The following is a 13,854-nucleotide window of genomic DNA, read 5'->3' as shown; positions in this document are numbered from 1 at the left end:
GAGACCCCGCCGTGGCCGGGAGCCCGGCCACGGCGGTGAGGGGACGTCAGCCGCCGCGCAGGACCGCGCCGACCCGCTCGGCGGCCTCGGCGACCGCGGCGTCGCGTGCGCCGGTCGTCTCCTCCGCCGTCAGGGTGCGGTCGGCGGCACGGAAGCGCATCGTGTAGGCGAGCGACTTGTTGCCCTCGCCCGCCTGCTCGCCCGTGTACAGGTCGAACAGCCGGATCGACTCCAGGAGCTCACCGGCTCCGTGCCCGTCCACGCCGGCGCGCAGCGCGGCCTCCACGTCGGCCGCCGCCACCGTCTCCGGCACGATCAGCGCCACGTCCTGCGTGGCCACCGGGAAGGTGGTGATGTCCGGGGCGGGCACCATGCCGGCGGCGAGCGGTTCGAGGCGGGTCAGGTCGAGCTCCATCGCGCAGGTCCGCGGCGGCAGGTCGTACGCCTTGATCACGCGTGGGTGCAGCTCTCCCGCGTGGCCGACCAGGACGTCGCCGGCCATGAGCACGGCGCAGCGGCCCGGATGCCACGGCGCGTGCCGGTCCGCCTTGACCTCCAGCTCGACGCCGGCCTCCCTCGCGATGATCCGGGCGGCCTCGATGGCGTCCGCCCAGTTGGCCGGGCGGCCCTCGCCCCACCAGCCGGTCAGGTCGTGTTCGCCGGCCAGGACCGCGCCGACGCGTAGCGGCTGGCCCGGAAGGGCGGCCTCGATCGCGGCGAGCTCGTCCGCCGTCGGACCCCGGTCGACCGGGAGGCGTGGCGGAGGCGCAACGGCCGCGCCCGGCTTCGGCCGGTACACCAGGCCCATCTCGAACAGCGCCACGTCCCCGAAGCCGCGTCCGACGTTGCGCGCCAGCGCGCGGAACAGCCCCGGCAGCAGGGTCGTACGCAGCAGCGGCTCGTCCTCGGTGAGCGGGTTCGCCAGCCGCAGGGCCCGCCGCCGGTCGTCGTCGGCGGGCAGTTGCAGGGAGTCGCCGTCGCTCTCGGAGGCGAACGGGTAGCTGAGCACCTCGGAGTAGCCGGCCGCGGCGAGCGCCCGGCCCACGCGCCGTCGCAGACGCTGGGCCGGTGTGAGACCGCGTCCGGCCACCGAGCGCGGCGCGCGGGCCGGGATGTTCTCATACCCCTCGAGGCGGATGACCTCCTCGGCGAGGTCGTTCGGGTCGCGCAGGTCCGGCCGCCACGACGGCGGCGTCACGGTCAGCACGTCCTCCCCGGACACCTCACAGCCGACCTCGCGCAGGCGGCGCACGACCGTGTCGCGGCCGTAGGACATGCCCGCCACCCGGTCGGGATGGTCGGCGTCGATCGTGATCACGACCGGCTCGACCGGCGCACGGAGGTTCGTCTCCCCCGGCACGACCTGGGCGCCACCGAGCTCGGCGAGCATGCGCACCGCGATCGCCGCGGCCTGCCGCTGGATCTCGTGGTCGACGCCGCGCTCGAACCGGTAGGAGGAGTCGCTGTGCAGCTTGTGCCGGCGTGCCGTACGCCCGATCGCCTCGGGCGAGAAGTGCGCCGCCTCGATGACGATCTCGGTGGACTTCTCGTCGATCTCGGTGGTCAGACCGCCCATCACGCCGGCGATGTTGACCGGGCCGGACTCGTCGGTGATGAGGATGTCCCCGGGGTCCAGGTCGCGTACGACGTGGTCGAGGGTCTCCATCCGCTCGCCGCTCTCGGCCCGGCGTACGACGATCGGGCCCTGGAGCTTGCCGCGGTCCCAGGCGTGCAGGGGCTGGCCCAGCTCGAGCATGAGGTAGTTGGTGATGTCGACGGCCAGCGAGATCGAGCGGACGCCGCACTTCTGCAGCCGCCGCACCAGCCAGAGCGGGCTCGGCGCCGCCGGGTCCAGGCCGCGTACCTCGCGCAGCACGTAGCGCGAGCATGCCGACGGGTCGGCGATGGAGGCCGGATAGGAGTCCGCGGCCTCCTCGGGGGGCAGCTCCGCCGCCGGATCTTTGAACGGCACCGAGAACGCGGTGGCGGCCTCGCGCGCGACGCCGCGGATCGAGGCGGTGTAGCCCCGGTCCGGGGTCACGGCGATGTCCAGCACGTCGTCGCGCAGCTGCAGCAGTTCGGCGGCGTCCTGGCCGGGTACGGCACCGGAGGACTCGGGCAGCACCAGGATGCCGTCGTGGCCGTCGCCCATGCCGAGCTCGCGCTCGGAGCAGATCATGCCCTCCGACACGTGGCCGTACGTCTTGCGGGCGCTGATCTCGAAGCCGCCGGGCAGCACGCCGCCCGGCAGGATGACCGCGACCAGGTCGCCCTCGGCGAAGTTGGCAGCGCCGCAGATGATGTTCTGGGGGTCGGGGTTGCCGATGTCGACCTGGCAGTAGCGGATCGGCTTCTTGAACTCCGTGAGCTCCTCGACCGCCAGGACCCGGCCCACCACGAGCGGTCCGGTCAGATCCGCGCCCAGCTCGTCGACGGTCTCCACCTCGAGGCCCGCGGCGATCAGCCGGCGTGCGACCTCGCGGGTCGTCGCCTCGGCCGGCAGCTCGGCGTACTCGCGCAGCCAGGAAATCGGGACGCGCATTCAGATCTCCATTCCGAAGGCGCGGGTGAAGCGAACGTCACCCTCGACCATGTCGTGCATGTCCTCCACGCCGTGCCGGAACATCAGCGTGCGCTCCACGCCCAGGCCGAACGCCCAGCCGCTGTAGCGCTCCGGGTCGACACCGCAGGCGATGAGCACCCGCGGGTTGACCATGCCGCAGCCGCCGAGCTCGATCCAGCCCTCGGACCGGCAGGTGCGGCACGGCTCGCCGCCGGGCTCGGCCGAGGCGCCGCGGCACACGAAGCACTCCATGTCCACCTCGCCGGACGGCTCGGTGAACGGGAAGAAGTACGGGCGGAAGCGGGTCCGCAGTCCCTCACCGAACATGCCGACGACGAACGCGTCGATCGCGCCGCGCAGGTCGGCCATCGTGATGCCCTCGTCCACGACCAGGCCCTCCATCTGGTGGAAGACCGGGCTGTGCGTCGCGTCGAGCTCGTCGGTGCGGAACGTCTTGCCCGCGCAGACGACGTACACCGGCAGCTCGCGGGTGAGCAGCGCGCGGACCTGCATCGGGGAGGTGTGGGTGCGCAGGACGAGCCCGGACTCCTCCGACTCCACGAAGAAGGTGTCCTGCATCTCCCGCGCCGGGTGCGCGGGCGGGAAGTTCAGCGCGTCGAAGTTGAACCACTCCGCCTCGACCTCGGGCCCCTCGACGATCTCGAAGCCCATCGAGACGAAGACATCGGTCATGCGCTCGGCGGTCGTGGTCACCGGGTGCCGGGCGCCGCGCTGCACGCGGTCCCAGGGCAGGGTGACGTCGACGGCCTCCTCCACGAGGACGCGCTGGTCGCGTTCGTCCTCCAGCTCGGCCTGGCGCCGCTTGAGCGCCTCGGAGACGTCACGGCGGGCGCCGCCCACGCGCTTGCCGGCCTCGGCCTTGGCGTGCGGGGGCAGGGCGCCGATCTCGCGGTTGGCCAGCGCGAGCGGCGAGCGGTCGCCGGCGTGCGCGAGGCGGGTCTGTTTCAGCTCGTCCAGGCTCGAGGCGGCCTCGATCGCGGCGAGCGCCTCGGCGCGCATGCGGGCGACCTCGTCCGGATGCAGCGAGGTGACCTCGACAGGGTCATAGGACTTATTGGGTGCGGACATGGGTTCGAACAACTCCAGCAACTGGCGATCGAGTCATCTGGGAAAAACCACCACTCCCCCGGCCGCGTAGGCCACGGCTGGGGGGAACGGTCAGGAAGCCCGCTCGGCTGCTCTCAGGCGAAGTCTGGAGCCCCGGCGGGCAGGCTAAATCGGAACTCGGCGCCGCCGCTGGGTGCTCGCCGTACGGTGATGGCACCACCGTGCGCCTCGACCAGGCCCTTCACGATGTAGAGACCGAGGCCGGTGCCGCCGCGCGGCTGGCCGTGGCCCCGCCAGAACTGCCGGAAGACGCGGGGCACGGATTCGGGCGGGATGCCCTCGCCCTCGTCGCGCACGGACACGACGGCTCCCTGCTTGCGTGAGTCCGGCTCCACCACAATGGTGACAGTACCAGCACCGTGCCGGACGGCGTTCTCCACGAGGTTGCCGAGGATCTGGTCGACCTTGTCGGGGTCCAGCCACATCTCCGGCAGCTCACCCAGCACCTCGACCTCGAACCGCGCGGCGGGCTCGCCGGCCACCACGCGTCCCTTGACCACCTTGCGCACCTCTTCGATCACGTCGACCACCTGGCGCCGCATCTCCAGCCGTCCCGCCTCGATGCGTGAGACGTCGAGGAGCTCGGTGATGAGCCGGGTCACCCGGTCCGCGTCGGCGTTGACGGTCTCGAGCATGACGCGCTTCTGGTCGTCGTTGAACCGGTGCCACTTGGCGAGCAGCGTCGCGGTGAATCCCTTCACGCTGGTCAACGGCGACCTCAGCTCGTGCGCGACCGTCGACACGAGGTCGGCGCGGTTGCGCTCCTGGCGGGCACGCTGCATCGCGTCGCGGAAGGCGACGGTGAAGGCGGTGACGCCGCCGTCCTGGGCGCGGGTGTAGGAGGCCGTGACGAGCAGCTCGGTGCCGTCCGCCAGGTGCAGCGGCCGCTCCGGATGCCGGCTGCGGGTCGACAGGCCGCCGTAGGGGTTGAGGCACTTCCACCAGTCGCGCCCGTCCGCGTCGTACAGCGGCAGGACGTCGGCGAAGTCCCGGCCCAGCACGTCGGCCTGGACCAGCCCGGTCAGCCGGGCCGCCGCGCGGTTGAACACGACGACGCGCCTGTCGGGGTCGGCCACGAGAAGCCCGTCGGGCAGGGTGTCCGGGCAGAGCCCGGGGGGGTCACCCTGGTGGGGGTCCGGTCTGCCCACGACCGCCTCCACCTCCCAGTGTCCGTGATTGCGCGAACGGCACGACTCTAATGCGCGGGGGTGAAATCCCGCCACGCATGCGCGTTAATGCCAGGTCCACGGCGTGTGTCGCCTCGCCTGCGTCATGTCGCGATCGCACCGTCGACGCTGTCGTCGCTGCGGAAAAGGTGATCCAGGCGTGTGATCTGGAGGATGCGGCGCTGCGCCGGGCGTACGCCGGTAAGGCTCAGCGAGCCGCCGTTACCCCGGGTCCGGTTGTTCACCGCGACCAGGGCGCCGAGCCCGGCGGCGTCACAGAAGCGCACTCCGGTGAAGTCGGCGACGATGTGCACGCCGCCCTCGTCCGCCAGGGCCATCAGGACCGTGCGCAGCTCCCCCGAGGTGTGCACGTCGATCTCACCGGCGACCTCGACCACGGCGGTCCTGCCGTCGCGCCGGGTGACGGTGGCCCTCAGATCCCGCCGGATCCCGCCGGGACAGCGGCTCACGCCCCTGCGCGTCGCTCGCGTCCCACCAGTGGCCGCCTCGCACGCCGCCGCCGTCCTGCGGCGCCGCGGCGTGGGAATGCCACTCACGTTCGTGTTCACGGTTTGCCCCGTTCATCGAATGACCCATAGACACCATAGGCAACTCATAGGACGCACGGATCCGACCGCAGGTTGGTTCAAATCTCCTCCCTGCGATGGAGCATGCCACCGATCCTGTCCCCTTTTTCCTGAATGTGCGAATCAGCCACTTCAGGGCATATTTCAGAGGTCCATGGTGGTTCACGCGGCCCAGGCGAGCGTGGACCACACCGATTGACCTAAGGTTGGTCGCCGATGACCGACAACACCCTGGGCTCGGCCCACCAGCCTCTTCGCGACGTGGTCACGGCCGAACTCCGCCGTCTGATACTCGCGGGCGAGCTCACCCCTGGTGAGCGCCTTGTCGAGGACCGGCTCGCCGAGCGGCTCGGGGTGTCCCGCAACCCGGTACGCGAGGCCATCCGGGTGCTGGCGGCCGAGGGATTCGTCGAGGTCACGCCCAGGCGTGGCGCCGCCGTGGCGCGGCTGCCCTCGCAGGAGGCCGAGGAGCTCTTCGACGTGCGCCTGGCCCTGGAGAGCCTCACCGCACGGCTGTCGGCCCGCAAGGTGACCCCCGCGTCCGCCGCGCGGCTCCGTGGCGTCCTGGACTCCGCGCGCGTCGCCGTCGACGAGGGCCGGCTCGACCAGGTCGCCGACCTGAACACCGCGTTCCACGCCGCCGTGGCCGAGACGGCCGGCAACGCCTATCTGAGCCTCGTCGTGGGGCCGATGCTCCGGCGCGCCCAGTGGGTCTTCCAGCAGACCGCCAGGCATCGCGCGCCGCACTCCTGGACCGAGCACCTCAGCCTGTACGAGGCCATCGCCGAGGGCGACGAGACCGCGGCCGAGGCCCGCGCGGTGGCCCACGTCGAGGCGGCGCGGCGCTCCTACCTCAAGGCCCTGGCCGAGGGCTGACCCCCCCTCCAGCCGCTGACCGAGGGCTTGAACACCTCCCCCTTTGCCTCTGGCCGAGAGGTGAACACCTGCTTTAGGGTGTCGAAACACGCCCGAAACAGGATTTTGTATACGGTCGTTTCCGTCAACCAGGCAGTCGTACCTGCATCGGGCGGACCGAAACCGGCCATCCGACCCCTCCACGACTACGTCTCCTGTCCCGTCCCGACCCCCATCGGAGAAGGAGCGACACCTCCATGCACCTCCCTCGCAGACTCGTCGCCGCGCTCGCGGCGCTGCCCCTCATACTCGCCGCCGCCTGTTCCGGCGGCGGCGCCACCGCGAAGCCCTCGGTCTCGGGCGCTGCGGCCGACAACCGGGCGGTGAAGAACGGCGGCACCCTCACGATGGCGCTGTCCGCGGACCCGGACGCCCTGGACCCGAGCACCTCGGTGACGCTGCTCGGCCGTGAGGTCTTCACCTCCATCTGCGAGAAGCTCTACGACATCGACGCGAACTCCAAACTGGTGCCGCAGCTCGCCACCGCCCTTCCCGACGTCTCGAAGGACGGCAAGACGGTGACGATCAAGCTGCGCAGCGGGGTGAAGTTCAACGACGGCACCGCCTTCGACGCGGCGGCGGTGAAGAAGTCCCTCGACCGCCACCGCACGTACAAGAAGTCGGCGCGCATCTCCGACCTCGCGGCGGTCCAGAAGGTCGACGTGGTGGATCCCTCCACCGTCAAGCTCACCCTGTCCCGGCCGTTCACGCCGCTGATCGCCCAGCTCGCCGACCGCGCCGGGATGATCATGTCGCCGAAGGCACTGGACGCCGAGGGTGACGACTTCGGCGCGAACCCCGTCTGCGTCGGGCCCTTCAAGTTCTCGAGCCGCACCTCGGGCAACCAGATCGTCGTGGACCGCGCCCCGGACTACTACGACGCGTCGAAGGTCAAGCTCGACCGCATCGTCTACAAGATCATCGTGGACCCGAACGTCCGGGCCGCCAACCTCAAGTCGGGTGACGTGCAGGCCGCCGAGGAGCTCGCCACCACGACGGTCGCCGGCGTACAGGCCGACCCGAACCTCCGCGTCATCTCCGGTGGCGGCCTGGGCAACTACGGCATCGACATCAACATCGGCAACGTCAAGGGCTCCACGGAGAAGACCGGGCCGGTGAACACGCCGCTGGGCAAGAGCCCGGAGCTGCGCCAGGCGTTCGAGCTGTCCCTGGACCGGAACGCCATCAACAAGACCGTCTACAACGGGCTCTACCAGCCCGACTGCAGTCCGCTGCCCCTGGACAGCCCGTTCCGCGACAAGAGCCGGACCTGCTCGACCCGCGACGTCGCCCAGGCCAAGCAGCTCGTCGCCAAGTCGGGGGTGAAGACTCCGATCCCGGTCAAGCTCCAGGTGCCGAACGACGCGACAAACGAGCGGCTCGGGCAGGTCATCCAGCAGATGACCAAGGAGACCGGCTTCGACGTCAGCGTGCAGCCGATCGATTTCGCGACCGGGCTGGAGCAGGGCGCGGCCGGCAAGTTCGACGTCATGGTGAGCGGCTGGTCCGGACGCGTCGACCCCGACGGTGACCTGAGCGGACTGATCAACACCGGTGGGGCGAACAACTACGCCGGGGTCTCGGACCCGGGGATCGACGACCCGATGAAGCAGGCCGCCGCAACCGCCGACCAGGCCGAACGCGCGACGCTCTACGCCAAGGTCACCCAGCGGGCCGCCGAGGTGCGCGGGAACATCTACCTGTACCACAACCTGTACTACCTGGGCATGGCCAAGAACGTCGCCGGCATCCGCTACTACGCCGACGGCCTGCCGCGCCTCGGTACGGCCGGATTCGCAGCCAAGTAGATGGCCCTTTTCATCCTGCGCCGGCTCGGCGCGGCGGCGATCGTGCTGTTCCTGGGCAGCGTCCTGGTCTTCCTCGGAGTCAGGGCGCTGCCCGGCGACCCGGCGGTCGTCCTCGCCGGAAACGAAGCGTCGCCGTCGGCGATCGCCGCCATCCGCCACGACTACGGACTCGACCAGCCACTGCCCGTGCAGTACGGGCGGTGGGCCGGCAAGGCGCTCCAGGGCGACTTCGGCAAGTCCACCCAGGACCTGATACCCGTCGGCCACATTCTCGGCGAGCGGCTCCCGGTCACGATCGAGCTGTCCCTGCTGGCGATGATCGTCGCCGTCGGGGTCGGTGTCACGGCCGGCGTCATCGCCGCGACCCGGCGCGGCAAGCTCGCCGACTACGTCGCCACCGGGTTCGGGCTGGTGGGGCTCTCCGTGCCGCACTTCTGGCTCGGCATCCTCGGCATCCTGTTGTTCTCGGTCAAGCTGCACTGGCTGCCCGCGTCCGGCTATGTCCCCTTCACCGGTGACCCGGGCGGGAACCTCGAGCGCATGCTGCTGCCCGCGCTGGTGCTCGGCACCGGCTTCGCGGCGGTGCTCATGCGGCAGACCCGCTCGGCGATGCTCGACTCGCTGTCGGCCGACTACGTCCGCACCGCACGCTCCAAGGGCCTGGCGGAGCGTTCGGTCGTCGGCGTGCACGCCCTGCGCAACAGCCTGACGACCGTGGTGACCGTCCTCGGCCTCCAGCTCGGCGCGCTGATCAGTGGCGCCGTGGTGACCGAGCAGATCTTCGTCATCCCCGGGTTCGGCAAGCTCACCGTCGACGCCGTGGCGACCCGCAACTACCCCGTCATCCAGGCGGTGGTGCTGGTCACGGTCGTGGGCTACATCGCGGTGAACCTTCTGGTGGACATCGCGTACGCATTGTTGAACCCGCGGGTCCGGCTCACGGGGGTGGCCAATGGCTGATCCGACTCTCACCGTGGCGCCGGTCGCGCGGGGGCCCGTGCCCGCCGGGCGCGCGCGGCAGAGCTGGCGAAGGTTCCGCAGGCGGCCCGCGGCGATGGTGGGGCTGGTGCTCGTCGCCGGGTTCCTGCTGCTGGCGATCGTCGGGCCCTTCCTGACCGCCGACCCGGCGGCCCAGGACTACACCGCACCGCTGGCGCCGCCCTCGGGCGCCCACCTGCTCGGCACCGACGACCTCGGGCGCGACGCGCTGGCCCGTATCGCCTACGGCGCGCGGGTCTCGCTGGAGGCCGGCGTGCTGTCGGTGCTGCTCGCGATGGTGGTCGGGGTCCCGATCGGGCTCGTGGCGGGCTACTACCGAAGGTTCCTCGACCCGATCGTGATGCGCCTGGTCGACGTCGTGCTCGCCTTCCCGTTCCTGATCTTCGCGGTGGGCATGGCGGCGATCCTGGGCCCGTCTCTGCGCAACGTCATCATCGCGCTCAGCGTCTCTCTGTTCCCGGGGATCATCCGGGTCACCCGCGGTGAGGTGCTCGCCCTGCGGGAGATGGACTACGTCTCGGCGGCGGTCGCCGACGGCGCGGGCGATGGCCGGATCATGTTCCGCTACATCCTGCCGGGTGCCACCAGCACGCTGATCGTGCAGGCCACCGTGGGGATCCCGACGGCGATCATCGGCGAGGCGACGCTGTCGTTCCTGGGCCTCGGCGTGCAGCCGCCGACCCCGTCGTGGGGCGTGGTGCTCACCGCCGCCCAGCAGTTCCTCGACCAGGCGCCGTGGCTGGCGATCTGGCCCGGCGTGATGATCGCGCTGTCCACGCTCGGGTTCAACCTGCTCGGCGACGGCCTGCGCGACGTCCTCGACCCACGGAGCAGCCGATGAGCGAGCGGAGCGAGCGATCCGGAAACACAGCGTCCCAGATCACACTTCCGACGAAGGAGGGCTCATGAGTCTTCTGGAGATCAGTGGTCTGCGGGTCGGCTTCGACACCGAGGACGGTGAGGTGCAGGCCGTACGCGACATCTCACTCACGCTCGAACGCGGTGAGATCCTCGCGCTGTGCGGCGAGTCGGGCTGCGGCAAGTCGGTCACCGCGATGTCGATCCCCCGGCTGCTGCCGCCGGACACGACGCGGCTGTCCGGCTCGATCCGGCTCGACGGGCGCGAGCTCACCGAGCTGCCCGAGCGTGAGCTGCGGGAGATCCGCGGCAAGGACGTCTCGGTGGTCTTCCAGGAGCCGATGACCTCGCTGAACCCCGCGTTCACGGTCGGCTTCCAGATCGCCGAGGTGCTGCGCAGGCACGAGGACCTGTCCCGCGCGGCGGCGCGGTCCCGTGCCATCGAGCTGCTCGAGCTGGTCGGCATCCCCGCGCCCGCCCGGCGGGTCAAGGAGTACCCGCACCAGCTCTCCGGCGGCATGCGCCAGCGGGTGATGATCGCCATCGCGGTGGCGTGCTCGCCGCGGGTGCTCATCGCGGACGAGCCGACGACCGCGCTCGACGTGACCATCCAGGCCGGCGTGCTGGACGTCTTCCGCGACCTGCGCGACCGGCTCGGCACCGCGATCATCCTGATCACGCACGACCTCGGGGTGGTGGCCGACATCGCCGACCGCGCGGTCGTCATGTACGCCGGCCGCGCCGTCGAGGAGGCCCCGGTGACGGAGCTGTTCGCCCGGCCGCGCCATCCGTACACGGCGGGGCTCATGCGGGCGCTTCCCTCGGCCGCGGTCACCGGCGAGGACGGCCGGCGCCGGCTCTCGGAGATCCCGGGGCTGGTGCCGCCGCCGTACGACGATCCGCGCGAATGCGCGTTCCATCCGCGCTGCCCGCGTGCCGAGGCGGACTGCACGACCGAACGTCCCGCGCTCGACACGTACGGCACCGGGCACCTGGCCGCGTGCTTCCATCCCCTGTCCCTGACACCGGCCTCGGGAGAGGACTCATGACGGAAACGGTTCTCGAGGTCGACGGCCTGGTGAAGCACTACCACGTCAGGGGACGCGGGCAGGTCGTGCGCGCGGTCGACGGGGTGTCCCTGTCGATCGGGCCGGGCGAGGTGCTCGGCCTGGTCGGCGAGTCGGGCAGCGGCAAGTCGACGATCGGCAAGTGCGTCCTGCGCCTGACCGAGCCCACCGCCGGCTCCGTTCGCCTCGGCGACCGCGACATCACCCACCTGTCCCGGCGCGAGCTGCGCCCGCTCCGCCGCGACGTGCACATGGTCTTCCAGGATCCCTACTCCTCCCTCAACCCGAGGTTCACCGTCGGCCAGATCGTGGCCGAGCCGCTCCGGCGGCACGGGGTCGCACGGGGCGCCCAGGTCACCGAGCGCGTACGGGAGATGCTCGAACGCGTCGGCCTGGGCGCGGAGATGCGCACCCGCCGCCCGCACGAGCTGTCCGGCGGGCAGCGCCAGCGCGTCGGGCTCGCCCGCGCGCTGATCCTGGAGCCCAAGCTCGTCGTGGCCGACGAGCCGGTGTCGGCGCTGGACGTGTCCGTCCAGGCGTCGGTGCTCAACCTGGTCGCCGACCTGCAGCGCGACATGGGCTTCTCGTGCCTGTTCATCACCCATGACCTGTCGGTGGTGGAGTTCCTCGCCGACCGGATCGCGGTCATGTACCTCGGGCAGATCGTGGAGACCGGGCCGACGAAGAAGATCTTCGCCGAGCCGCAGCATCCGTACACCCAGGCGCTGCTCTCGGCCGCCCCCGAGCCCGACCCCGTACGGCAGCGCGCACGGAAGCGCGTCGTCCTCACCGGTGAGGTGCCCAGCCCGGTCGACCCACCGGCCGGCTGCCGGTTCCACACCCGCTGCCCGGTGGCCGTCGACACCTGCCGTACGGTCGAGCCGGCGCTGACCGGCGTACGTGAGGCGGACCGGCCCGTCGCGTGCCACCTGGTGACATCGTCCGAGATACCTGACATCACGGAAAGGGATTAGCGTGTTCACGACCCGCCCTGAGCTGACCGGCGACTTCGGCATGGTGGCGAGCACCCACTGGCTCGCCTCCGCCGCGGGGATGAGTGTGCTCGAACGCGGCGGTAACGCGTTCGACGCGGCCGTCACCGCCGGCTTCGTGCTCCAGGTCGTCGAGCCCCACCTCAACGGGCCGGGCGGTGACCTGCCCGTCCTGGTGTGGAACGAGACAGAGGGACGCGCGACCGCGGTCTGCGGCCAGGGCACCGCCCCGGCGTCGGCCACCATCGAGCACTACACCGGGCTGGGCCTGGACCTCGTCCCCGGCACCGGGCTGCTGGCCGCGACCGTTCCCGGCGCGTTCGGCGCCTGGCTGCTGATGCTCGAACGCTGGGGCACCTGGCCGCTGGAGGACGTCCTCGCACCGGCCATCTCCTATGCCGAGAACGGCTTCCCCGCCATCGGCCGGATCGCCGAGACGATCGGCACCGTCGAGCGGACCTTCACCGAGGACTGGCCGACGTCGGCCGCGGTCTGGATGCCGGAGGGCCGGGTACCGGCCGCCGGGTCACGGCTGCGCAGCCCCGGACTGGCGGCGACCTACCGGCGGATCGCGGACGCGGCGCGTTCGACGTCCGGCGGCCGCGAGGCGGGGATCGCCGCCGCCCGTACGGCCTGGTACTCCGGATTCGTCGCCGAGGCGATCGCGAGGTTCTGCGCGGAGACGGCCTGGCGCGACTCCTCAGGACGCGAGCACGGCGGGCTGCTGACCGGGGACGACCTCGCCGGCTGGGCGGCGACCACCGAGGAGCCGCTCGGCTACGACTACCACGGCGCCCGGGTGCTGAAGACCGGGCCGTGGGGACAGGGCCCGGTGTTCCTGCAGCAGCTCGCGCTGTTGTCCGGGTTCGACCTGGAGGCCGCGGGATTCTTGTCGGCCGACTACATCCACACCGTCACCGAGGCCGCCAAGCTCGCCTTCGCCGACCGCGAGGCCTGGTACGGCGACCCGGAGCACACCGAGGTGCCGATGGAGGCCCTGCTCGGCGCGGACTACACCACCGCGCGGCGCGGGCTCATCGGCGCCGAGGCGAGCCTGGACCTGCGGCCGGGCAGTCCGGACGGGCGAAGCCCGGTGCTGCCCGCGAGCGCGCCGGGCGCCTCGGCGCCCATCGGCGACGGCGTGGGCGAGCCGACCGTACGCGCGGACGGGCGGGTGAGCGGCGACACGTGTCATCTGGACGTCGCCGACCGGCACGGCAACCTGGTGTCGGCGACACCGAGCGGCGGCTGGCTGCAGAGCTCGCCGGTCGTTCCCGAGCTCGGCTTCTGCCTGGGCACCAGGGCGCAGATGTTCTGGCTGGAGCCGGGCCTGCCCGCCTCGCTGCGGCCGGGCAGCAGGCCGCGTACGACGCTGTCCCCCTCACTGGCGCTCCGCGACGGCCGGCCCTGGATGGCGTTCGGCACGCCGGGCGGTGACCAGCAGGACCAGTGGAGCCTGAACTTCCTCCTGTCCGTCGTGCACGGTGGCCTGAACCTCCAGGAGGCCGTCGACGCGCCGATGTTCCACTCGGTGCACTTCCCCAGCTCCTTCTACCCGCGCGGCTCACGGCCCGGCGGCATGGTCGTGGAGGAGCGGGTCGACCCGGCGGTCGTGGCGGAGCTGCGGCGGCGCGGCCACGACGTGGACGTCCAGGGACCGTGGTCCCTCGGCCGGCTCAGCGCGGTGAGCCGCGACTCCGCCGCCCCCGGTTTCCTGCGCGCGGCGGCGAACCCGCGTGGTGCCCAGGGTTACGCGGTCGGGCGGTAGCGC

Annotated in this window: 11 protein-coding genes; 7 read left to right on the top strand and 4 right to left on the bottom strand. The window is 71.6% G+C overall.

Features of this window, described 5'->3' with window-relative positions; genetic code table 11:
* Positions 1-46 precede the first annotated feature (46 nt).
* The 4 genes from pheT to FB559_RS34300 all read right to left on the bottom strand — a co-directional run bounded on the left by pheT (position 47) and on the right by FB559_RS34300 (position 5,426).
* Positions 47-2,542, bottom strand: coding sequence for a phenylalanine--tRNA ligase subunit beta (gene pheT / locus FB559_RS34315; protein WP_141961079.1), 2,496 nt, complete (start codon positions 2,540-2,542; stop codon positions 47-49).
* A complete protein-coding gene (pheS, locus tag FB559_RS34310) occupies positions 2,543-3,652 on the bottom strand; it encodes a phenylalanine--tRNA ligase subunit alpha (protein ID WP_141961078.1) in 1,110 nt (369 codons plus the stop codon).
* 113 nt (positions 3,653-3,765) lie between these two features.
* Entirely contained in the window at positions 3,766-4,851 is a 1,086-nt protein-coding gene (locus FB559_RS34305) for a sensor histidine kinase (RefSeq protein WP_141961077.1), read from the bottom strand.
* Positions 4,852-4,961: 110 nt separating this feature from the next.
* Positions 4,962-5,426, bottom strand: a complete 465-nt coding sequence (locus tag FB559_RS34300; RefSeq protein WP_141961076.1) for an STAS domain-containing protein — start codon at positions 5,424-5,426, stop codon at positions 4,962-4,964.
* 234 nt (positions 5,427-5,660) lie between these two features.
* On the opposite strand from FB559_RS34300, the gene FB559_RS34295 reads away from it, so the two are divergent.
* The 7 genes from FB559_RS34295 to FB559_RS34265 all read left to right on the top strand — a co-directional run bounded on the left by FB559_RS34295 (position 5,661) and on the right by FB559_RS34265 (position 13,851).
* Positions 5,661-6,320 carry a GntR family transcriptional regulator gene (locus tag FB559_RS34295; RefSeq protein WP_141961075.1) on the top strand — a complete coding sequence of 220 codons (660 nt, stop codon included), beginning with the start codon at positions 5,661-5,663 and terminating at the stop codon, positions 6,318-6,320.
* A 236-nt stretch (positions 6,321-6,556) separates the two neighbouring features.
* On the top strand, positions 6,557-8,167 hold the full coding sequence (locus FB559_RS34290; RefSeq protein ID WP_141961074.1) for an ABC transporter substrate-binding protein: 1,611 nt from the start codon (positions 6,557-6,559) through the stop codon (positions 8,165-8,167).
* Entirely contained in the window at positions 8,168-9,127 is a 960-nt protein-coding gene (locus FB559_RS34285; protein WP_141961073.1) for an ABC transporter permease, read from the top strand. It abuts the gene before it with no gap.
* A complete protein-coding gene (locus FB559_RS34280) occupies positions 9,120-10,007 on the top strand; it encodes an ABC transporter permease (RefSeq protein WP_141961072.1) in 888 nt (295 codons plus the stop codon). Before FB559_RS34285 ends, FB559_RS34280 begins: the two co-directional genes overlap by 8 nt.
* A gap of 64 nt (positions 10,008-10,071) precedes the next feature.
* Positions 10,072-11,073: an ABC transporter ATP-binding protein gene (locus FB559_RS34275; RefSeq protein WP_141961071.1), complete on the top strand. Its 1,002-nt coding sequence runs from the start codon at positions 10,072-10,074 to the stop codon at positions 11,071-11,073.
* Positions 11,070-12,065 carry an ABC transporter ATP-binding protein gene (locus FB559_RS34270; RefSeq protein ID WP_141961070.1) on the top strand — a complete coding sequence of 332 codons (996 nt, stop codon included), beginning with the start codon at positions 11,070-11,072 and terminating at the stop codon, positions 12,063-12,065. Before FB559_RS34275 ends, FB559_RS34270 begins: the two co-directional genes overlap by 4 nt.
* A complete protein-coding gene (locus tag FB559_RS34265) occupies positions 12,061-13,851 on the top strand; it encodes a gamma-glutamyltransferase family protein (RefSeq protein ID WP_221640546.1) in 1,791 nt (596 codons plus the stop codon). Before FB559_RS34270 ends, FB559_RS34265 begins: the two co-directional genes overlap by 5 nt.
* Positions 13,852-13,854 lie beyond the last annotated feature (3 nt).

It is taken from the genome of Actinoallomurus bryophytorum (genome assembly GCF_006716425.1).
GTDB lineage: Bacteria > Actinomycetota > Actinomycetes > Streptosporangiales > Streptosporangiaceae > Actinoallomurus > Actinoallomurus bryophytorum.
Note: the sequence above shows the minus strand (reverse complement) of the source record. Positions and strands in the feature narration are given on the sequence as shown.